Source organism: Sphingomonas abaci (assembly GCF_014199625.1).
Lineage (GTDB): Bacteria > Pseudomonadota > Alphaproteobacteria > Sphingomonadales > Sphingomonadaceae > Sphingomonas > Sphingomonas abaci.
This window is the reverse complement of sequence record NZ_JACHNY010000007.1, coordinates 167,463-186,225: the sequence shown is the minus strand read 5'-3', so window position 1 is coordinate 186,225 and position 18,763 is coordinate 167,463. Positions and strand designations below refer to the sequence as shown.

25 protein-coding genes are annotated in these 18,763 nt (G+C 63.4%); 7 read left to right on the top strand and 18 right to left on the bottom strand.

Translation table 11 applies throughout. The features are described 5' to 3' along the window. Window positions 1-89: 89 nt before the first annotated feature. The 17 genes from GGQ96_RS16215 to GGQ96_RS16135 form a co-directional block, all read right to left on the bottom strand. On the bottom strand, window positions 90-311 hold the full coding sequence (locus tag GGQ96_RS16215; protein ID WP_184116590.1) for a hypothetical protein: 222 nt from the start codon (window positions 309-311) through the stop codon (window positions 90-92). After that, complete coding sequence (locus GGQ96_RS16210) at window positions 308-841, bottom strand: HK97 gp10 family phage protein (protein WP_246360677.1); 534 nt, start codon at window positions 839-841, stop codon at window positions 308-310. Before GGQ96_RS16210 ends, GGQ96_RS16215 begins: the two co-directional genes overlap by 4 nt. Next, on the bottom strand, window positions 841-1,194 hold the full coding sequence (locus GGQ96_RS16205; RefSeq protein WP_184116589.1) for a phage head closure protein: 354 nt from the start codon (window positions 1,192-1,194) through the stop codon (window positions 841-843). Before GGQ96_RS16205 ends, GGQ96_RS16210 begins: the two co-directional genes overlap by 1 nt. Next, window positions 1,194-1,496, bottom strand: coding sequence for a head-tail connector protein (locus GGQ96_RS16200; protein WP_184116588.1), 303 nt, complete (start codon window positions 1,494-1,496; stop codon window positions 1,194-1,196). The genes GGQ96_RS16205 and GGQ96_RS16200 overlap by 1 nt, the downstream gene beginning before the upstream one ends. A gap of 16 nt (window positions 1,497-1,512) precedes the next feature. Beyond that, window positions 1,513-1,662 carry a hypothetical protein gene (locus GGQ96_RS16195; RefSeq protein ID WP_184116587.1) on the bottom strand — a complete coding sequence of 50 codons (150 nt, stop codon included), beginning with the start codon at window positions 1,660-1,662 and terminating at the stop codon, window positions 1,513-1,515. Between the two features lie 75 nt (window positions 1,663-1,737). Next, entirely contained in the window at window positions 1,738-3,060 is a 1,323-nt protein-coding gene (locus tag GGQ96_RS16190; protein WP_184116586.1) for a phage major capsid protein, read from the bottom strand. A 20-nt stretch (window positions 3,061-3,080) separates the two neighbouring features. Then, window positions 3,081-4,007 carry a S49 family peptidase gene (locus tag GGQ96_RS16185; protein ID WP_184116585.1) on the bottom strand — a complete coding sequence of 309 codons (927 nt, stop codon included), beginning with the start codon at window positions 4,005-4,007 and terminating at the stop codon, window positions 3,081-3,083. Further along, on the bottom strand, window positions 4,007-5,305 hold the full coding sequence (locus tag GGQ96_RS16180) for a phage portal protein (protein ID WP_184116584.1): 1,299 nt from the start codon (window positions 5,303-5,305) through the stop codon (window positions 4,007-4,009). Before GGQ96_RS16180 ends, GGQ96_RS16185 begins: the two co-directional genes overlap by 1 nt. Window positions 5,306-5,307: 2 nt before the next feature. After that, on the bottom strand, window positions 5,308-7,056 hold the full coding sequence (locus GGQ96_RS16175) for a terminase large subunit (RefSeq protein WP_343059090.1): 1,749 nt from the start codon (window positions 7,054-7,056) through the stop codon (window positions 5,308-5,310). 3 nt (window positions 7,057-7,059) lie between these two features. Continuing rightward, the gene (locus tag GGQ96_RS16170; protein WP_246360676.1) at window positions 7,060-7,488 is read right to left on the bottom strand and encodes a P27 family phage terminase small subunit; all 429 of its coding nucleotides are present in this window, start codon (window positions 7,486-7,488) and stop codon (window positions 7,060-7,062) included. A 174-nt stretch (window positions 7,489-7,662) separates the two neighbouring features. Continuing rightward, window positions 7,663-7,863, bottom strand: coding sequence for an HNH endonuclease (locus tag GGQ96_RS21800; RefSeq protein WP_184116582.1), 201 nt, complete (start codon window positions 7,861-7,863; stop codon window positions 7,663-7,665). Between the two features lie 391 nt (window positions 7,864-8,254). Further along, window positions 8,255-8,494 carry a hypothetical protein gene (locus tag GGQ96_RS16160; protein ID WP_184116581.1) on the bottom strand — a complete coding sequence of 80 codons (240 nt, stop codon included), beginning with the start codon at window positions 8,492-8,494 and terminating at the stop codon, window positions 8,255-8,257. Window positions 8,495-8,499: 5 nt separating this feature from the next. Next, window positions 8,500-8,697: a hypothetical protein gene (locus GGQ96_RS16155; protein WP_184116580.1), complete on the bottom strand. Its 198-nt coding sequence runs from the start codon at window positions 8,695-8,697 to the stop codon at window positions 8,500-8,502. Window positions 8,698-8,836: 139 nt separating this feature from the next. Then, the gene (locus GGQ96_RS16150; RefSeq protein ID WP_184116579.1) at window positions 8,837-9,481 is read right to left on the bottom strand and encodes a hypothetical protein; all 645 of its coding nucleotides are present in this window, start codon (window positions 9,479-9,481) and stop codon (window positions 8,837-8,839) included. Between the two features lies 1 nt (window position 9,482). Then, complete coding sequence (locus GGQ96_RS16145) at window positions 9,483-10,124, bottom strand: DUF3164 family protein (RefSeq protein ID WP_184116578.1); 642 nt, start codon at window positions 10,122-10,124, stop codon at window positions 9,483-9,485. Continuing rightward, window positions 10,121-10,297 (bottom strand): hypothetical protein, encoded by a 177-nt coding sequence (locus GGQ96_RS16140; protein ID WP_184116577.1) that lies wholly within the window; start codon window positions 10,295-10,297, stop codon window positions 10,121-10,123. The genes GGQ96_RS16145 and GGQ96_RS16140 overlap by 4 nt, the downstream gene beginning before the upstream one ends. 12 nt (window positions 10,298-10,309) lie before the next feature. Beyond that, window positions 10,310-10,684, bottom strand: coding sequence for a LexA family transcriptional regulator (locus tag GGQ96_RS16135; protein WP_184116576.1), 375 nt, complete (start codon window positions 10,682-10,684; stop codon window positions 10,310-10,312). Between the two features lie 393 nt (window positions 10,685-11,077). Between GGQ96_RS16135 and GGQ96_RS16130 the strand changes: the two genes are divergently transcribed. Beyond that, entirely contained in the window at window positions 11,078-11,839 is a 762-nt protein-coding gene (locus GGQ96_RS16130; protein ID WP_184116575.1) for a hypothetical protein, read from the top strand. Window positions 11,840-14,302: 2,463 nt separating this feature from the next. On the opposite strand, the gene GGQ96_RS16125 is transcribed toward GGQ96_RS16130, so the two are convergent. After that, entirely contained in the window at window positions 14,303-14,962 is a 660-nt protein-coding gene (locus tag GGQ96_RS16125) for a helix-turn-helix domain-containing protein (protein WP_184116574.1), read from the bottom strand. Window positions 14,963-14,989: 27 nt separating this feature from the next. Between GGQ96_RS16125 and GGQ96_RS16120 the strand changes: the two genes are divergently transcribed. From GGQ96_RS16120 to GGQ96_RS16095, 6 genes are all read left to right on the top strand, one after another. Next, window positions 14,990-15,256 carry a transcriptional regulator gene (locus GGQ96_RS16120; protein WP_184116573.1) on the top strand — a complete coding sequence of 89 codons (267 nt, stop codon included), beginning with the start codon at window positions 14,990-14,992 and terminating at the stop codon, window positions 15,254-15,256. 231 nt (window positions 15,257-15,487) lie between these two features. Beyond that, window positions 15,488-15,991, top strand: a complete 504-nt coding sequence (locus GGQ96_RS16115) for a phage regulatory CII family protein (RefSeq protein ID WP_184116572.1) — start codon at window positions 15,488-15,490, stop codon at window positions 15,989-15,991. Between the two features lie 96 nt (window positions 15,992-16,087). Beyond that, window positions 16,088-16,405, top strand: a complete 318-nt coding sequence (locus GGQ96_RS16110) for a hypothetical protein (protein WP_184116571.1) — start codon at window positions 16,088-16,090, stop codon at window positions 16,403-16,405. An 85-nt stretch (window positions 16,406-16,490) separates the two neighbouring features. Further along, window positions 16,491-16,982, top strand: coding sequence for a hypothetical protein (locus GGQ96_RS16105; RefSeq protein ID WP_184116570.1), 492 nt, complete (start codon window positions 16,491-16,493; stop codon window positions 16,980-16,982). After that, a complete protein-coding gene (locus tag GGQ96_RS16100) occupies window positions 16,972-17,253 on the top strand; it encodes a hypothetical protein (protein WP_184116569.1) in 282 nt (93 codons plus the stop codon). Before GGQ96_RS16105 ends, GGQ96_RS16100 begins: the two co-directional genes overlap by 11 nt. A gap of 160 nt (window positions 17,254-17,413) precedes the next feature. Then, window positions 17,414-18,757, top strand: coding sequence for a site-specific integrase (locus GGQ96_RS16095; protein WP_184116568.1), 1,344 nt, complete (start codon window positions 17,414-17,416; stop codon window positions 18,755-18,757). Window positions 18,758-18,763: the final 6 nt, after the last annotated feature.

Sequence of the window (18,763 nt, the reverse complement as noted above, 5' to 3'; positions counted from 1 at the left end):
CCCCCCGACAGCACGCCGGGGTGAGGTTGAGACACGGGTCACTTCTCGGTGGAAATTTATGCCTTCGCCGGGTCAGCTCTCAGTGGAAATCAACAGGCAGCCCGCACCGCGACCGAGATCCGCTCGGTGGTGTGGATCTTCTCGCCGATCGTCAGTGGCTGCTGCTCGACCAGGCTGATCGACCGCACCAGGAGCGCCGGCAGCTCGACCTTTTCAGGGAGCGCGCCGGCTTTTACCCGGGCGGGCGGCACGATCGCGCCCAGCTCGGCATGGGCACGCAGCAGCGCGCCGACGATGCGGATGCCGCTCATTCTTCGCCCTCCGGTTCTGCCGCACCGGTGATGCTGCCACGCGACACCCGGGCATTGATGTAGCTCTGCGCGGCCGCGATCGCGTCGACCTCTTTCCGGTCGAGGGCAGTCCGCAGGAAGGGGTGCGCCTTGGCGCCGGGATGCTCGACCACCGGGCCGACGAAGTGGCCGCCGATGACCAGCGAGCCTTCCTTGTTGAGCTGGTTGATCCGCCCGACGCTCATGCCGCCGCGATCCTGGTCGGACACGCTGATCAGGTGAGGGTCGGTGCCGTACTCGATCCAGAGCGCGCGCGAGCTGCCCGGCATCCGTCGATCAATCTTAATTCTCGCGGTAATCAGTCCAGGTTGGACCTTGGTCCGCACCTTCAGCGCGGCCGCGACCTCCTCGTCGATGCACTCCGCCTGCGCCTCGTCGCGGATGACGTTGGCGGCCGCGCGCGCCGCGCCGCGCAGCAGCTTCGTCTCGATCTGCCCGGGAAGGCTGGCAATGTAGCGTTTGACCTCGGACCGGCCGCGCGCCGACGCCATCAGGCGGTGTTACCCGCCGGCGCATAATCCTCGACCATGAACTCGATCGCTTCGCGCCGGCCCAGCTCGGCTGGTTGCCCGACGATCTGCATGATCCGGTCGCCTTCGACCAGGCGCAGGTCGGGCGTGATGTCGCTACGATAGCGCATCCGCACCCGTGCCGGCCTGGAAGTCGACGACATGCCGGCGGCCAGGCGCTCGGCACGGCTCGGCAGCATGTCCTGGACCTCGGCCCAGACTTCCTCGATCAGCTCCCAGGTTCCCGAGCCAGCGCCGGTCAGGCTGGTGTCCTCGATCGGACGCTCCAGGCGGAGGCGACGATTAAGCCGGCTGGCAAGGGTCTTGTCGGCCATCAGGCGAAGCCAATCCGCTTCTGGCGGCCGACCATGCGATCGAGCGTCTCGTCGTCGATCGTCGGTGCGCCGCGATTCTCGTAGATGTCGGTCAGCACCACCTTGATCGCGTGAACGACATTGGCGGGCACCAGGTCGGGCGCAGCCCATCCGCCGATCTGGCAGATAAGGGTGCGCCCGAGGTGGTCGGCGATGATCGTCTCAGCCGCCGCGATATATTCGCGCAGGCTATCGTCACTCAGCTCATTCCCGACGCGCAAATGCTCCCGCGCGCTGGCGAGGCTGAGGATCTGGGGCGTCATCGCCGACCGGTCCCGATCAGGCCTGGTCGGACTTCGCGGGGGTCTTCACGACCTCGGCGAACTTCTGCGCGACCAGGCGCTTCTCCGTGTCGCTGTCGAAGCTGGCGGTCTCGCCTTCATTGTAGAGCGTGCCCTGCTGGCAGGGCTTCAGGAACTTGACGGCCATAGTGGCTCCCCAGGTGCGCAGGGGGCGCACAGCCGCGCCCCCTGCTCGGTTGTCGATGGTGGAAGGCGGGCGCGATTACGGCGCCCAGGTGACGCCCTGCAGGACCGCGAAGGCCGCGTCGTAGCGCAGCTGCGTGTCATGCTCCTCGATGAGGCGGATCAGCGTCTCGTCGTTCGAGAAGGCCGAGCGCAACGTGCCGTTGTCGTCATAGGCGGCGCTGTCCGAGGCGGCGAGCGTCACCTGATAGGTGTCACCGATCAGGAACTGCTCGAAATCGCCGAAGTAGATCTCCGACTCATTGCCGCCGGCGCCGAGGTTGTTCGGCACCGAGGTGGTGACGAGGATCGGATAGATGCCGAACCGGCCCTCCGCGACCTCGGGGAACGCCTTGTTGCCGTTGCCGTCGGTGATGTTCTCCAGGAAGCTCTGGACGGTCGGCGACATGATGTAGGCGCACTTCGACAGCGGCACGTTGGCGTTGACGACACGCAGCTTCAGCTTGGCCATGTCCGACCGCACCGTCGCAAGCGTCGGATTGGCGGTCATGGTCAGCTTGTTGCCGGCCGGGATCATCGACAGGAGGCCCGCCGGTGCCAGGTCGCTGGCGACGCCGCGCAGGAACTGCTGGTCTTCCTTGATCGCGGCCGAGGTGACCAGGTCGTCACGCACCATCGTGTCGACGCCGAACGACGAGCGGCGGATCAGCTGGTTGGTGATCGGCACCAGCGCGCGCAGCGTCTTCGCCTTCATGCTGAGCGTGCTGACCGTCAGATCGGTCACCGGTGCCGGCGAACGCTCGCCAACATAGCCGGCGGTCGTCGAGCCGGTCTGCTTGCGCATGGTGATGTTGCCATCGGGCATCGGCACCGAGCGGGCACCGGCCTGACGGATCACGACGCGCGGGCGGAGCAGCGAGATGAAGTCGCGGCTATAGGCGGTGTCGACGAGATAGCCGCCCTTGGTGTTGGTCGCCTGCTCCATATTGGCGACGATCTGGCCGGTCTCGTCGCCCCAGGCCTTCTGCGAATAGTCGGCCATGGCGCGCTGATCGTTGCCACCGGTCGCGGCGATCGCGAGCGCGACGCGGCCGACCATGGCACCCGGCTCGGGCTTCTCGGCGGGCGCGGCCGGCACGGTGCCGGTGCCGGTGCCGGTGCCGGTGCCGGTGACACCCGGCATCGGCGGAACCGGCATCGCGGCCGAGGCCTTCAGCGCCAGCAGGTTCTCCTCGGTCTTGATCTTGGCCTGAAGGCCCTCGGCCTCCTTCGCATGGGCGTCGAAGGTGGCCTGCTCCTCGGCGGTCAGGTCACGATTGTCGGCGGCAGCGGCAGTCGCCAGAATGCCGTCCATCGATGCAACGACGGCCGCCAGGCTGGCCTTGAGCGCGGTAATGCGCATGGACACATCTCCTTGGGGGTTTAGAGGGCGCTGCGCGCGTTCGCGAGCGCCAGTTGGTTCGCCGCGGCCGTCCGCCGAGGCGTAGCCGGACCGGACTTGGCGAGGCGGCGGATCGCCCCGTCGAGGCCATCGGCCTCCACGCGGTCGACCATGCCGGCCGCCTTGGCGTCCTTTCCGGTTTTCGTACCGCCCTGGCCGAAATCGTTGCGCACCGTGGCTTCGGTGACGCCGCGGCCGCGGGCGACTGATGCGTGAAACACCGCCTCGATGCCGTCGAGCATCTGGCGGATCTGCGCCTGGCCCTCGGCCGTCGACAGGTCGGGGCGCTTGTTCGGCGCGTTCGAGCTGGCGATGTCGAGGTCGCGCCGGCCGTTCTGGTCGGCCGATTCCTGGTAGGAGGTCGAGATCAGCACGCCGATCGAGCCGACGATGCCGGTCGGATCGATGCTGATCCCGCCGGGCGCGGCGCTGGCGATCCAATAGGCGGCCGAGCAGCAGAGGCCGGTGACATGCACCGCGATCGGCTTGGAGCAGGCGGCGACCAGGCGGGCGAACTCGTTGACCTGGGCGACCGCGCCGCCCGGGCTGTCGACCGCCAGCAGGATCGAGCGCACGTCCGGCGTCGCCTCCAGTGCGCGCAGGTCGGCCGCCGCCACGTCGAGCGAGGTCGCGCCGCTATACTGCGTCATGACGTTGGCGCGGGGGAACACCGGCCCCATAACCGGCAGGATGCCGACACCGTCGCGCAGCATCGAGGTGCGCGTCGCCGGCGCTTTCGCACCCATCTGCGTTACCGCCGAGATCCGCTCCTCGTGGCCGTCGCGCTTCAGCGCCAGCACGGCCGGATCGTCGAACACGCGCAGCGCGATCGCCTCGATCGCTTCCAGGTGGCCGGGCATGATCGCCCAGGGCTGCGACCGGATGGCCGCCAGGACATGGCTATGCATCAATCTTTCTCGGCAGGAGGTGGGGGTGGCGGCGTGCGGTGATCGACCGGCTTGCTCGGCTTGGGCTGCTGCTGGCCTTCCAGGGTCGAGCCCGAGCCCATGCGGTACTGGTCGCCGCCCTCGCGATCGTTGCGGTTTTCCATCCGCCGGATCTCGTTGGAGTTGAGCAGGCCCTTATCGACCGCGATCGAATAGGCCTCGTACCGGCTCTTGATGTCGCCTTTCAGGAGCGCGTCCGGATTGAACTCGAAGAAATGGCCCTTGTCGGCAAAGGCGTGCGTCATGTGCGCGGCCGCCCGCTCGAAATGCTGGAGCATCGTGTAGAGGACGATTTCGAGCGACTGTTGCTCGATATTCGAGAAGGTCGCCCGGCTCAGCTCGAACAGGATATGCGGCGGCACGCCAAAGGCGCGGGCGACCTCGACCACGGTGAAGGTCCGCGTCTCGATGAACTGCGAGGCCTTGTTGTCGTGGCTGAGGAACTCGGCCTTCATCTCCTGGTCGAGGACGGCGACCGCGCCGGCGTTGCGCGGGCCGGCGAAGCGCTGCGCCCAATCGGTGCGGATCTTGACCTTCTCGGTCTGGTCGACCTTCGCCTTGGTCGTCAGCACCGTCGAGGGCTGCGCGTTGTTATCCCAGAAGCGCGCCGCAAACTCGTTCATGGAGGCGGCCGCCTCGAACGTGTCGGCAAGGATCTTCAGCCGGTCGAGGCCGACCAGGCCGTCGCGGCTGAAGCCTGGCACATACCAGATGTCGTTCCTGGTCAGCCGCTCGCGCGAACCATCAGGCAGCGATGCGTCGACGAATAGCTCCAGGCCGTCCGCTTTGCTCCAGTGGGTGTGTGGAGCCAGGCCATCCGGTACGAGCCGGGTGAGCGAGCTTGGCCGGTAGAGGGTGTCGCGGTGGATGTAGGTGGCGAACTGCCCGCGCATCAGCAGGTCGCCCATCATCAGCTCTTTGAGCAGATAGGCCGGCTGCACCGCGTTGGCGCTGATCGAGAACATCCGCGCTTGGGGAGCGCTGTCGACCCGCTCTTTGCCCTCGTCGGTGCGCCGGTAATAGTGAACCGGCGTCATCGCGAAGAGGCCGCACAGCACCTCCAGCGCGCGAAGCGCGGCCGGCACGCTCAGCGCCCGCTGCTCGCCGATCGGCGCGCCCCGGCCCTTGCCGCCGAGCAGGTTGACGACGGTCATGCCGCCGGTGTCGCTCATGCCATCGGCGCCGGCGCTGGCGGAGACGCCAGCCGACGGCTCGCGCCAGGCCGCAAGGGCCGCGCGAGCGCGGGTGATCATGCCCATGCTCAGATCCCGTTGTAAACGAAGCGGTCCGCCTCCTCACCGGAGAGCGCCACCGCAAAGGCCGCGATCAGCGCGACGGGGTTGTCGATCTTCGCCTCGATCCGGGGTTTCCGCGGATAGACGTTGTCCTTGGCGTCCAGCTGGGCGACCACGTTGGCGACCTGCCATTCCATGACCGGGCAGCCGGCATGGCGGATCTGCTCGGCCTTCATGTAGGCATCGAGCATCTTCATCGGGTCGCTGAAGTTGATGACGTTCGGCTTCACTTCCAGGACCGGCGCGCCCTCTTTCACCAGGCGGTTGACCAGCATGGTCGCCTGGGCAGGGTCGTAGGCGATGGTCTCCACGTCGAAGAGCTTGCGCGCCTCGTCGATCGCCAGCTCGATCTCCTCAAAATCGGTGATGTTGCCATAGCTGACATCGAGGAGGCCCTGCGCGTCCCAGGGCTGGTAGGAGCTGGTATCCTCGACCGCCTTGGTCGACAGGAAATACCGGCCGAGCCGGATATAGGGATCATCCTTGGTCGGCCGATCGCCGAGCGGCGGGAAGAGATATTCGATCGCCGCGATGTCGATCTTGGATGCAAGGTCGAGGCTCAGGATGCAGCGCCGGCCGGCGAGCAGCTCCAGCTGCGCGGCCTCGGCGAACTTCACCGGGATCGTGTCGTCGGCGCAGCGACGCCAGGCCTCGATGTCGAAGAACGCCGCCTTGGCCGCGACCCACAGATTGAGGTGCTTGGTCTTGTAGATCGCCCGCTTGCGGGGCGTGGCGATCGCGTCGCGCAGGCGGGCGAGGAGGAACTCGCGACTGACCGAGATCCCGATATTGGGATTGGCCTTGACGAGCGCGGCCTCGGACTTCCAGTCGTCATCCTCGTCGACCGTGTACTCGGCAAAGAACGTGTCGTCGTCGATCGGCGGGCCGCCGCCATGGCCGATGCCGTTGAGCCGCTCGCGCTGCTCCAGGATCATCGCATAGCACGGCCCCGCCAGGTTCTCGCCGGCGGTGGTGATCAGGAGCTGCAAGGGCTGGGTGCGCGCACCCATGCCGGTGATCATGGTGTCGACCTGCGCGTCGTCGACATGCTCGTGATATTCGTCGTGGATCGAGCAGCTCGGGCTTTGCCCGTCGCCCGGGTCGCCGATGATCGTCTCGAACTTGGAGCCGTCATCGGGGATCAGCAGGGTCTTGGCGAGAACCTCGATCCCGAACTTGGCCTTCAGCGGCTTCAGGCGCTGCACCATCAGCCGCGCCGGCCGGAACACCTCCCATGCCTGGCGCTCGTTGGTCGCGCCCGAATAGACCTCCGCGCCGAACTCGCCGTCCGCGCACATCATAAACAGCGCGACGCCGGCCGCAATCGCCGACTTGCCGTTCTTGCGCGGCACGACCAGGAGCCAGCGCCGGAACCGCCGGGTGACCGCCTGGGGGCCGGCCTTGTGGAGCCAGCCGAACACGCAGGCGAGGTTCCAGATCTGCCAGGGTTCGAGCGTCAGCCGCTTTTTCTGGCGCGCCCATTCGCCCTTGGTGTGCGGCAGCCGCTCGATGAAGCGGCACGGCCGCGCCGCCTTCGCCTCGTCGAAGCGGTACGGGAAATCATCCGACGCGCTCCGCACCAGGTCGGACACGAAGCGCTCGCACTGGAGGCGGATCTGCTTGCCGGCCGGGATCGTACCCGAGATGACGTCGGCCGCATACTGCCGCGCCACCGCCACATAGTCCCGGCTCGGCAGCCCGGGTGCTGTCGACACCGGTTAGAAGTCGTCGAAGTCGCCCGGCGCATCCTTCTTGCCGGGGGCGATCTTCATGGCGGCTGACGGGCTGAGCATCAGCTCGCCGAGGAGCGAGTGGGCGTGACGCATTGCGTCGGACAGCATCGCGACCTGCGGCCGCGCGCGAATCATCTCGGTGACGACTTCCTTGCCATCGACCTTGCGCACGGTGGTGCTGGTGCAGACATCGCCGCTGACCTCCAGCACCGCCTGGAACCGCTGGATTTGCTCGAACCGCTGGGCGAGCAGCGCGACGACATGGGCGAACTGCGGCTCGGCGCGGTTCTGCTGCTCCAGCTGCTCGGCGATCTGCGCGAAATAGAGCTGCGCCAGATCCGACAGGTGAAGCGGCGGGATCATCTTCGCGACGGTGCCCGGCAGCGCTACCGCGGCGCGCTCGGCCGCGGTCATTTTCAGCGCCGGTGACTTGCGTTTCCGGCCTGCGCCCGAGCGCGGTCCACCACTCGCCATAGGCCGCCTCTCCGGGGATCATTTTAGGTTTGAATTCGGCCGTGCGAAAATCTGGCACGGGTGCGGTGTCCGGTAGGACGGCACCTAGAGATCCGACCCACCCCCCTAGGGCGGTCAGGCGTCGCGGCGGGCGCGGCGGTCGAGTTCCAGTTCGGACGCTGTCTTGGCGTCGTGACAGGGCTTGCAAAGCGCCTGCTTGTTGGGCCGCTCGTCCGAGCCACCGTCCGCCAGGCGCTTGATGTGGTCGACCACGACGCTCAGCGTGCTGCGGCCTGCCTCCACGCAGATGCGACAGAAGGGCTCCTCGTCGAGCACCTGGCGGCGATCGCGTTGGCCTGCGCGCCCGCGCTTGCGGTTGTCAGGGCGGTGCGTCGTCGGTGCCCATTTCTTACGGGGAGGAGATTGGCGTCCGAAGCTTGGAGGCTGCCATGGCATGGTTGACGCTCAGCTTTCACAAAATAGAAGTTATCAACGTTGATGCTGATAGAGGTTGAGCGATGCATTGGCGGGCTTGGACGAAGGAAGATGATGAGAGGCTTATTCGAGGCCTTGAAGCGAAAGAGTCGATCGCTTGGCTTGCTGCAGACCTAAATCGAAGTCGCGCAGCCGTGGAGGGAAGGGCGCGCAAGCTTGGCTATTCTGGTTTGGACACGCGATCGCAGCCTTGGCGATCGCCGCGCACAAACAAATCTGTCGATTCAATAAGTTAGCTTCTTGCGTTGGTGCGTGGCACCTTCTGCGGCTCGACATGTACCGGATCGATCAGGCGCTGCACCGTCATGCGCTCGGTCACCCGGGCGACACGCAATAAGCCATTGTGTCCGCCTCCGACCAAGGCATCGCGCAGCAGGCCGGCCTGTGCAGCGGTGCTATGCTTCAGGTCGCCGACGAGGTTGTCCTGGGCATCGATGACCTCGAAATGCGTGGTGGGCGCGGACTGAAGCATGGGCGTCAGTTCCAACCCATGGGCGGGCGGCCACGCCCAACCGTCCAGGTCCGCATCGCCATCTTCTCGATGGCGCCGACGCGGTGCTCGACTGCGGCGGTGTCGGCCGGCGGTTCGTCCAGAATGTCCGCCATCACCAGCATATCAACCGCGATCGCGCGCAGCTGCTGTGCCCCGGTGAGAGGCGTGCGAGATCCAGGCATCAGCCTCTCCAAGATTTCAGGTAACCACAGGAAACCCGCCGGCACGCGTGCCTCGGGTTGGTGTGGGGAGCGCAAGGGTGGGAAACCCCAGATCGACTAGCCCCGTAGCCGCTCAGGCGGCGAAGGATCGGTGAGGCGGTTAGGCCGCCATGGCAGCGACCGGCATCAGGCGCCACGCCTCGATATGCCAATCCACTGCACCACCGAAGTTAACAATTGCACTCGTGCCGTCGCTGCTAACCACAGCACCCTCCATACCGTCCAGCGCCGGCATCTCGGCCACCGTGACCCTGGTCGCCGGCGGCAGATCCTTTCGCTCGCGCTTAAGCGCCTTCAGCCGGGCACGCTCGGTACGGAACCGCTCGGCCCGCTCCAGTCGTGCGGCCGCCCGGGTCTCGGCCTCGCGCTCAGCCGCGATCGCCTGGTCGGCATCGTCTTGGGCGGACCGCAGGCCCTGGAGCTGCTGATCACGCACCGTGGCGGCGCGCGGCCCGAGCTGCAGGATCGTGAAGGCCGGGTGTGGCCCGAACGTCAGCGCCGCGATCGCGACCAGCTCGTCGAGGAAGTCACCGCGCACGAACACGATCCCGGGCAGGATCGGTTGCGTCACCTCGATCATGACGCGCCGCTGCCCGGTGACATAGCGCCGGCGCGCGCCCGGGGCCGCTCGCTTCACGGTGCGGCGTGGCGTCCAGGCGACGACGCCGGCGTCCGCCAGCGTCTGCGCCAGGCGCAGCGTCTGCGCGGCCGAGGTCCGCGCTATGCACCAGCGACCGGCACCCATCTTACCGGGCCGGCGTCGCGGCGTCGGTGATGGCGGTCCAACGGCCGTCCGGCTGGTCGCGCTCGTAATAGCGCGCATAGCTGCGCGAGCCGATGACCCGGATCGAGTCCTTGATCGCAGCCATGGCCGCCCTCCAACGCTCGTCCGCGATCTCGACGCGGAGCAGCATGAACAGTTCGGCGCGGTTGATCTGGCCTTCTTTGTCGACGGAGAACACGCGGTTGATCAGCGCGCGCAGCTCCACCTTGCTGTCGACCGCCCACTCGGTCAGGCATTCGTCGATCAGCGCCTTGGCGACCTGCAGCTCGGGTCCGAACTCGATCAAGTCCGACACCGCGATCTGAACACGCTGCAAGCCGTCGAACGTCAGCAGCTGGATGTTGCCCTTCTGGCCGCCGACCTTGGCGTCATACTGCTGCGCCAGCAGCGCCTGAAGCTCCGACACGGTGGTGAACGTCCGCGCGCGGAAATCTGCATTGCGCTTCGCGTTCTCTCGCGCCTCGGCGTTCAACGATCGCACCAGCTCGTCCATCAACAGATCGGTCGCCTTCACCGTCGCGAGCGGGACCAGCCGACCCTTGGCGTCGCGCAGGTGCGGCTCGCCGCCGATGTCGATCGCAGCCGGGTGCATTTTGTTGGTCATGCCATCACCATTGGCGCGGTGATCACGCCACCGATCGCGGCGAGCTTGCGCTCCGCCTGGTATCCGATGTCGACGAAATCTAGCAGCCGGCGGAGATCGTCCTTCATGAGCGCAACGCGGTCGCCCTTCTCCTTGTCGATCAGGCTCCGCATTGTGATGGTGTCAGGCGACATCGGTGATCCCGGCTAAAAGAGATCCCGCTTGTACAGGATCAACGGGATCAGCGGCAGCTGCTCAATTGTGCAGGGGGGCATAGCCAACTCGCCCATGGGCTGGGCATGGCACCAGCCCTTGCGCCCGAGCGCCTCGCCGATGATCTGTCGGCATCGCGCCACATCGCGGATGCGGATGCCTCGCCGTGACGATATGGGTCGATCGATCAGGCGATGCTCTACGAGCTGGTCGACGAGCTGGCGCACGCGGGTTCGCTCGATCGGCGGGTTCATCGCCGCAGCGATCTCGCCATAGCTCGGTGCGGTGCCGGTCGTCTCGATCCGCTCTATAATGTACGCCAAGGCCTCGACACGCCGGGGCACGACGACGGCGGATTGCTCCCCCACAATTCCTCCATGACACCCCCGCCATGGAACATAGGGCGAATCGCGCGACGCCGCTACTGCACATCTGCGGCGGACACATCCTCCGCCACGCCTGTCCTCTGCCCTCCTATGCCGAGGCGGAAAGACATAGATATACCCCTGTCATACCCCAGCTCAGTTCAGAGTATGAGGTGGTCAACGAAGCGACCATGCTAATTTGACTCTGTTCCGCCTTGGTAAGTCCCTTTTATCTATCGATCGTCATCACGCTCGTTAGGCCACGTACGGGCCTTCCTGATCAGAAAATTCGCTACAAAGGCGATGGCGGCTGCGGTCGCAAGCGCAGCAGCGTTGGTTGCGTGATGGCGGCGAAGTTGCTCTCGCTTAACACATTAATTGTGATAAGCACTGTGTATGCTTCTAAAATCTGATTCTATCTTAGTGTCGCAGCCCTTGTTGCTTGATATAAAACAGCGACGTTTCATAACCGGAATACGGTTCTCCGCTGAAACCACTCATTTTTTCTTCAGAAAACTTTTGAAATCGCTTGCCGAATGGGGTGATTTACCCACAACAATCTCAAGAGCGGATAAACATCTTGAAATATTTTCTTTTGCTTGGGCGCTCGTCGATAATGTCAGGCGCTTTCATCGCTTATTGTGGAAAGCTCCAGGTATTAAGAATCTGCCCTCTTCCGCGTCATTTGTAAAGAAGTGGGAAGGTGAACTTCGGGACATTCGAAATGCTATGCAGCATCCGGATGGCGATTACATGAAAACTATGAAAGAGAACTATGTCTACGGCAGCATATACTGGGTAGATAGCCGACGTAGGTTGGAAAATAAACAAATAGTCACGCACATGCTTTCGGCTGGGCCCCAAGCAAACAGGTCGACAAAAGAGGTTGTTTTGCCCACGTTGCTCATAGACTCGGGAGACGATATCTATCAAATCGTCCTGACTACTGCCGGAGCGTCGGTCCAATTGGAGTTGATTGTAGCAGATATGGTATCGGCTTTGTTGGATATAGAAAAGTGGGTATTGGAAACATACTTAAAGATAAAAGATGAAATTCCCGCGTTTGATGCCGAGCGCCGCAGAAAAATGGAAATGCGAGCGCAAAGTGATCAAAATGTACGGTTAGAGGTTGACGTTTCGAATGTTCCTATCGACTAAAACTGACGATGAAGCGCGCAAAGTTGGCCATATTAGATAGCGAGCTTTTTTCGCCAGCCTTGGCGGCGATCTGCTGTCATGAAGTTCGGAATCGATTTCCCAAAAAAATTGCGGCGGACATCCCCTCCGCCGCGTGCGAGCTGCCTCCTCATGCGAGTCTGATTAAGGTTGGCCATATACCCCGATGATACCCGGATCGAGCCGAATAAAATGACGACCAAACACGTTCAGACTGGATGTATTCCAACTTGAGTGGTGATGGTGAGATCATAGACAATCAATTGATTGACCTATCGACAGATAGTGCGATGCTGATGGCTCCTTTCATCGCAGCGATAGGCAGCACATCATGATAAAGATTCTTGCGCTTGGATTGCTTGTGGTACCAGCGATGGTCTCGGCGCAGGCGGGGTCACCGCAGAGGCCAGATCCTGTGATGGTCACTGACGTGGATCCCCAACGCTCGCAGCGTCAGCCTGACTCAGCCCCTGATCCCGTCAACTTCTGCTACTATGGCGGGAAGGCATATTCGAAGGGTGCGGTGTACGAAGGGCAAGTCTGCTCTTCTGGCATGATGACATCGTTTGGTGCCGGAAATCGACCGACCTCGCCCCTCTCCTGGATGCCAGCCCGGACACGCTGAGAGTCGGCAAATACCTGTCCGTCTATTTATCGACGAACTTCGCGGCGGACGGACCGTCCGCCGCAATGAGGAAGTCCCATCGTGGCTGGTGCGGGTTTCCATCTCGGCATACCCCGATGGTACCCCTCAATCTAACCGGTTCAATGACACACTAGCGAATGCCAGATAGCCATATCCTTCGCCGACTTTTCCACAAGAATGCGGGATAGAGAGAGGTGGCTATAATCCAGCCCCTCCACCACTCGGCGCGAAATTGGTCTACGCAGCGCTGCTCAGGACAGTGCGTTGTAGCTACGCCTACGAAATATAGCACCATTAGGAAAACGACGAAGTAGCAAATCGTCGCGGCCGCCCAATTCCTTTTACTGAAGCGGTGGCGGGCCATGGGAGCAAACTACCACGGTTTGATTATCTGTGAAGCGGTAGCTGCACGGTATGTGCGGCGGAGAAGCCCTCCGCCGCGCCAGCGCGTCCTCCTCGTAAATCGTCTTTTCGCAGGTGAGGCATACCCCGCTCATACCCCATCGTAGACGACCAGGGGTTAGCGTCCGATTTTGGGAGGAAACCAGACTGGCAGGTTTCAGTCTTGCGCGGCTTTCATTGCCTACGGAAAAGCAAAACTAGTCCACCTATATAACACCCGAAAGATACCACCAACGACGCGCCACCGATCCACACGATCGAGCGGACCCCAGCATCGTCTCGCGCTACCGCTGCATGAGGAAGCTGCGCTAATAACCCGAGCATCCCTATCGCCGCGAGCGAGCCAACGACAAGCAAAGCTACCCCTAACCAGCGCATTATCGTGCCCCTGCGATGTTCGTCATCCAGCCTGCTGCCTTGATGAACACTCGTCCGCAACGGAGAAGCGTAATGAGAGTCAGGAATGGCGAAGAGTGGGCGATTGCGTACACCTCCTGCCGTGCCGCCGCCGATGTCAGCTGCTGGTGGCTCGCTGCCATTCACTGTTTTCGAAGGAAACTAATTTCGAGCGTCGGCTCGTCGGCTAATGTGCCGGTTGCGTACGCCGCTTTCGAGAAAGGTGAGCCCCTCGTTTAAAGGACCGATCAGCTGTTCTACCAGCCGTTCCGAGTCGCGCGCTGTCCAGAGGCGCGTCGGCAACCACCACGGCTTTCCCCAAGAATGTATATACTCGCTCGACTGCTGCACGAGGTTGCCCGAGCGTACCCAAGTATGAGGGGATGCGGCCTCGCGCCGGATAAGGTGGACCTGGAAAGCGGGTCGATGATGCTTGTCAAAGTTAAAGAGGACGTCGTCGATCTCGTTGGCGAACCTGCGGACTAGATTTATCTCGCCACCGCCAACTGGCTGATCGGGATCGGTCCAGTAGGTCTCCGCCCACTGAAAACCTTTTTCTATTAGTGGCGGCACTAGCCGTTCCTCGACAAGCCCTGCCAGTGTAGTAAGTGGTTTGCCGCCGAGCCGACACCAACTAGTGAACCGCCCATGATGTGGCCTTCTTCGGTTCGCCAATCTGTGATTCCTCGCGACAAGCAGCCGAGTGATAGGCGACTCCGGTGATGTCCGCTACTGGGCGCTTTCCGACATAGCGCGCGGCGGACATTTCCTCCGCCGCGCACACTCGGTTCATGCGTAGCAAGGAGGGGGCCACCCACTACCATACCCCTCCTGTACCCCACACGATCCGCGAGAGTGCATTCAGATCGGACTTAAAAATTGGCAATTTCGGTTGCCTTCGCGCGTTTGGAACGAATAGGGAACGGACGTGGCGTGCGTAAGTGAGTATCTTGTATTTCGCAGCATCCCGGGATGCGGGTATGCGTGTTCGAAGTGCGAGGTTATCTGCGCCGAGCTTGCCGAGGTTCGGAACGATCACTGGCTGGAGGTTGATCGTCTACAGCGTCTGCAGGAAGAGCAGCCGGCTCCTCAGACAATGGCACTTCTTGCAATCGAGCGATCCCTTTGGGCAGCCGCTTGGCGAGCGCACGAGCAAGCGCGGCCCCCTCAAGCGAGCCATAGACCCGAAGCTGTGCTTCAAACATTGCCGCAATCGCATGCTCACTTGGCCAGACCATCTGCTTGGTCTCAGGGACATGCTCAATCGGCTTCGTCCGGTTTTCAGCAAGGGCCTGCAGCATTTCGATTAAAAACGACCGTTCCGAGCTTTTGAATGAGCCGAAAATGTCGACGAGCTGTCTGTCCTGTGCAGGTAGGTCGGCTGGGCTTGGGGCAAATCCTGCCGGATCATCGCTCTTACCTAAGAGAAATTCCGGAGTGGTGCGTAGCTCCCGCGCTAGATCAATGATGGAGCGAGAGGAACGCGAGTCGCCGTTTATCAGCGAGTTGAGGGTGCTCTGACGGATGCCGACCCGACGCGCCAATTCCGCCTGGGAGATTCCAAGCGCTGCACGTCGTTCTTCAATGCGCTGCCCTAACGTCACGGCCTCACTATCTAACGTCTGACCGTTAGCACCTATTTCGATTTTCCGTTTGACCATACTAACGCCTAGACGTTAGGTAGAAGCATGGCTTTGGAGCACGATCACGAATCACAATTAGCACGGGCAATCCGCCTTGCAGGTTCGCAGTCCGCTTTTGGCCGCCTCATTGGCAAGCGGCAGTCGGTCGTTCACGACTGGCTGAAGCGTGGCCTTCCGCTTCCTGCAGAGCACGTCCTTGCCGTTGAGGCCGCTACCGGCATCTCGCGCTACGACTTGCGCCCTGACGTATATGGTCCCGCTCCACAAACATTGATTCAAACCGCTTCTCCTGCCTCCGAGTGCGCGCAATGACGTGTCACCGCCATCTTCCCCCATTTTCGCGCCGCTCGCAGACCGGCCGGAACGCTTGCCGGACCTTCCAAACCCCCTTGGCCTCGGCTTGTGAATCCCGTCTGCTTTCCTCTCATCGTGTGGACTCTTGTAGCGGCAGCCGTCCCAAGCGGCCGGCGCTTTTATCCTGCATCCGCAACGGTGCGGTGACACCGGGATCTTTCGACGGCATTTCCTCTCTGGGCAGCCGCCATGTCCGATAACACTCTTCCAATCGACGAGCGCCGTCTTGCTGAAGCTACCAAGCGCGCCATCAAGGCTGCCGGGAACCTCGCGATCTGTGCCGATGAAACCGGCCTCTCTGATTCGCACCTCTCGCGCTGTTCCTCGATCAACCATCGCGACAGCATCTCCATTCGCGATGCCGTCCGGATCGACGCTCTCGGCGACGAGCGCGGCGTACCGCACGTCCTGAGTGCAATGGCCTCGATTCTCGGTTGCGTAGTCATCACGCTGCCTGAACCAGTCTCTGATGATCGGTGCCTCCAAGGTGCCGTTATAGAGTTGGCGACCGAATTGGGCGACGTAGCGCGGGCTGTGAGTGAGAGCCTGTGCGGTTCGAGCGATGGCGGCGCAGAGCTGACCGCCCGCGAAGCCGAGGCGTTGCTGCCCTTTGTTGCCGATCTGGAACGGGCGACCGCCCGCATCCGCCATCATGCCGAAACGAAGGCGCGACCACCAGAGCCGCCCGCCTGAGCGAAGCGGCCGCTGCCGTTTGACCATCGACAAGCCTTCAATCGCCCCGATGACCAGCGTCAGCGGGAGCGGCTTTCTGCGCGCCCGGAGCATCCCGTGTCCAACTTCATTACCCCAGGCCAGTATCTGAAATTCCGTCGCCAAGCCGCGGGCCTGACGGCGCTAGGGCTGGCACTGTGCATCGACACGGTGCCAGCGCTGTGTGCGCACGATCGAGCTGCGCTGATCGAGGAGATTGAGGCGGACCTCGTGCCAACGCGCCTGTCTACGGCTCTGGTGCTGGCAAAAATCCCAGCGCTCGCGATCGACCTCGATACGCTCGCGCGTGTCGTCGACGCTTATGAAGCCGCGCGGTTCTGCGTCGAAATTCGGATCATGCGCGCGCCGACGCTCGCCGAAACGAGGCAGGCATGATCCCGCGTCCCATAACCCTAGCCGGCGCGGCGATCGTCATCGCGGCCGCCGTCGCCTTGACCGCCTCCCTTGTCGGGGGCGTGGTATGAGCGGAGCTGACCAGATCGCGCGCCTGGCCGCTGTCCGCGCCGAGATCGATGCGCGCCGCGAGCGCGACGGCATCTTCGCAGGGCTGCACGCCGCCAACCCGCGTTGGTCGATCGTGCTGGAGCTGGAAGCCGCGCTGCTCGCCGGCCGGCCGCAGATCGTCATGGGCGCGCTAATCCGCAATGCCGGCATGTCCCATACGACCGGGCTGCGTATCATCGACGGCCTAGTCGCTGGCGACTGGCTGACCTCAATCAAAGATCCGAAGGATGATCGTCGCCGCCTGATCTCGCTCGGCCCCTGCGCGGTGCGAGCGCTGGCAGAATATCGCGCGCGCCAAGGCTATGCCCAGGCGACGCCGGCGAAGCCTCCACGCGGCCGCATCGATCCGCCGCGCGAGTGGGCTCCCGAGCAGATCGACTTGGAGGACGCGATTGCTGAATCGCTGGCGGCCAGAAAGAGCAAGCGGGAGAGTCGCATTGCAGCATGACACAATCCAGCCGCCACGCGCGGCGCTAGTGCCGTCCATCCTCATCGAGCTGCACGAGGGCCGCTGGCGCGCCACGGCCGTGATCGCCGAGGATGCCGAGCCGATCGGCGTCGTAGGCCCCTCAAGCGCGACCGCGCGATCGCCGGCGGCCGCGCTTGACGAGCTGCTCGGCCGGCACTTCGCCCTCGATGTCGGCGACGAGCTGCCGGCGTCGCTGATCGCCATCAATCGGGCGGTCTTTGCCGCTTTTGACGGAAGGGGTGCGTCATGAACGCGCTGACCATATCGAGGCTCGATCGAAAGCTAAGTCGCGCGATCGAGCAGGGGAAGGGGGTCCGCTTGGAGGCGGCGGATCTCGATCTGCTCGCCTCCATCGGATTTCTTCAACTGACCGGCAACGCGGCCGCTGAATATCTCAGGAACCAGAGTCAATGTCGGGACGCGCAGCGCCGGTGTATAACCGGGGGAAATACTGGCTCGAGTGGGACGAGCGAGCAGACGGCACTCGCCGCAGTCCCTACCTCACCATATTCTGGTACGACCCAGACGCGCGACGTATCCGTAGCAGCTCGACGAGTACGGATGTCGAAGACGAGGCCATAATTGCACTGGACCGCCGCTATCTGGCGGACGCCAGCGAAGGGCCGGCCTTTTGCCCAACCTGCGGGCACCCGACGGCTCAGGCGAAATCCTACCTGCTGACCGATGCAATCGCCGATTATAATCTGGAGTGGGGTCGCACGCGCACGTCGGCCGACACGATTGAAGGCCGGCTGAAGCACGTCGTCGACTTTTTGGAGGCGGAAGACGCCAAGGGGGAGGAAGCCCGCTTTGGGCTGGGAACCACTTGCGCGATCGCATGTGGCACCGTCTTCGCAACCGCGCTGCGGGCCTGGTCGCGGACCCAACCGGTGCTATTCCGGAATGGGAAAAAGGAAGTCACCGGCTCTCGGCCGCGCTCGCCCGCCTCAACTGAGGCATCGATCGCGCAGCTGATTGCGGTGCTGAATCATGCCGCCAACGCGGAGCCGCCGCGATCGGACAAGCGTCCGATCTACAAGCCGCTGCCTGCTCAGCAGGTGCAGCGCAAGCGACGTACGCGGATCGGTGTAGCAGAGCTAGCGGCCATGCTCCGCTACGCAGCGGAGCCGGGCAAGCAGCGCGGGTCGCTGCACGCCTTCCTGGTCGCCTCGATCTGCACGGTCGCGCGGCCCGGGGCAGTGGTCGACATCAATGTTGCCCCGGAGCGGTTGCAATGGTGGCCGGGGGCGGAGGCGATCGACCTCAATCCGCAGGGCCGCACCCAGACGAAAAAGCATCGCGCCATTCTGCCGGTGCTACCGCTCTTGGGTGAGTGGCTCCAGGCCGAGCTGGACGACTATCTGGCGCTGCCGATCGAGCAGCGACCAGGACGCGGTTTCCTGGTCAACTATCACGGTCGCGGCGTCCAGGACGTGGATCGTGCATGGGACACCATGCTGCGCAACCTGCAGTTTCCGATCGGCCGTGAATGGCGGTCCTATGTCCTGCGCCACAGCCTGGCGACGCTTGCCCGCAATCGCGGCGCGACGCTGTGGGACTTGGAAGGGTTCATGGGCCACCGCGCCAGCAGCCAGACCGAGGTATATGCGATCGGCGAGTTTCCGACCGCGAAGGCGGCGCTGCAATCCATCATCTCCGAGATCGAGACGCTGGCTCCGGGCTCCCTGCACCGGAATGACACCGGAGCCAGCTCTCCAAACGCAGAGCGTAGGGGAGTGAAAATGTCAGGATAACCGCCA

What these genes read in the sequence shown, in the direction of transcription:
- GGQ96_RS16205 (WP_184116589.1), bottom strand. Translation starts at nt 1,194, where the DNA reads ATGGCCGACAAGACCCTTGCCAGCCGGCTTAATCGTCGCCTCCGCCTG.
- GGQ96_RS16095 (WP_184116568.1), top strand. Translation starts at nt 17,414, where the DNA reads ATGTCGGGACGCGCAGCGCCGGTGTATAACCGGGGGAAATACTGGCTC.
- GGQ96_RS16150 (WP_184116579.1), bottom strand. Translation starts at nt 9,481, where the DNA reads ATGGGTGCCGGTCGCTGGTGCATAGCGCGGACCTCGGCCGCGCAGACG.
- GGQ96_RS16215 (WP_184116590.1), bottom strand. Translation starts at nt 311, where the DNA reads ATGAGCGGCATCCGCATCGTCGGCGCGCTGCTGCGTGCCCATGCCGAG.
- GGQ96_RS16160 (WP_184116581.1), bottom strand. Translation starts at nt 8,494, where the DNA reads ATGCTTCAGTCCGCGCCCACCACGCATTTCGAGGTCATCGATGCCCAG.
- GGQ96_RS16195 (WP_184116587.1), bottom strand. Translation starts at nt 1,662, where the DNA reads ATGGCCGTCAAGTTCCTGAAGCCCTGCCAGCAGGGCACGCTCTACAAT.
- GGQ96_RS16210 (WP_246360677.1), bottom strand. Translation starts at nt 841, where the DNA reads ATGGCGTCGGCGCGCGGCCGGTCCGAGGTCAAACGCTACATTGCCAGC.
- GGQ96_RS16185 (WP_184116585.1), bottom strand. Translation starts at nt 4,007, where the DNA reads ATGCATAGCCATGTCCTGGCGGCCATCCGGTCGCAGCCCTGGGCGATC.
- GGQ96_RS16170 (WP_246360676.1), bottom strand. Translation starts at nt 7,488, where the DNA reads ATGACCGCGGCCGAGCGCGCCGCGGTAGCGCTGCCGGGCACCGTCGCG.
- GGQ96_RS16105 (WP_184116570.1), top strand. Translation starts at nt 16,491, where the DNA reads ATGAGCGGAGCTGACCAGATCGCGCGCCTGGCCGCTGTCCGCGCCGAG.
- GGQ96_RS16145 (WP_184116578.1), bottom strand. Translation starts at nt 10,124, where the DNA reads ATGACCAACAAAATGCACCCGGCTGCGATCGACATCGGCGGCGAGCCG.
- GGQ96_RS16140 (WP_184116577.1), bottom strand. Translation starts at nt 10,297, where the DNA reads ATGTCGCCTGACACCATCACAATGCGGAGCCTGATCGACAAGGAGAAG.
- GGQ96_RS16200 (WP_184116588.1), bottom strand. Translation starts at nt 1,496, where the DNA reads ATGACGCCCCAGATCCTCAGCCTCGCCAGCGCGCGGGAGCATTTGCGC.
- GGQ96_RS16115 (WP_184116572.1), top strand. Translation starts at nt 15,488, where the DNA reads ATGTCCGATAACACTCTTCCAATCGACGAGCGCCGTCTTGCTGAAGCT.
- GGQ96_RS16120 (WP_184116573.1), top strand. Translation starts at nt 14,990, where the DNA reads ATGGCTTTGGAGCACGATCACGAATCACAATTAGCACGGGCAATCCGC.
- GGQ96_RS16130 (WP_184116575.1), top strand. Translation starts at nt 11,078, where the DNA reads ATGCTTCTAAAATCTGATTCTATCTTAGTGTCGCAGCCCTTGTTGCTT.
- GGQ96_RS16180 (WP_184116584.1), bottom strand. Translation starts at nt 5,305, where the DNA reads ATGGGCATGATCACCCGCGCTCGCGCGGCCCTTGCGGCCTGGCGCGAG.
- GGQ96_RS16125 (WP_184116574.1), bottom strand. Translation starts at nt 14,962, where the DNA reads ATGGTCAAACGGAAAATCGAAATAGGTGCTAACGGTCAGACGTTAGAT.
- GGQ96_RS16155 (WP_184116580.1), bottom strand. Translation starts at nt 8,697, where the DNA reads ATGCCTGGATCTCGCACGCCTCTCACCGGGGCACAGCAGCTGCGCGCG.
- GGQ96_RS16190 (WP_184116586.1), bottom strand. Translation starts at nt 3,060, where the DNA reads ATGCGCATTACCGCGCTCAAGGCCAGCCTGGCGGCCGTCGTTGCATCG.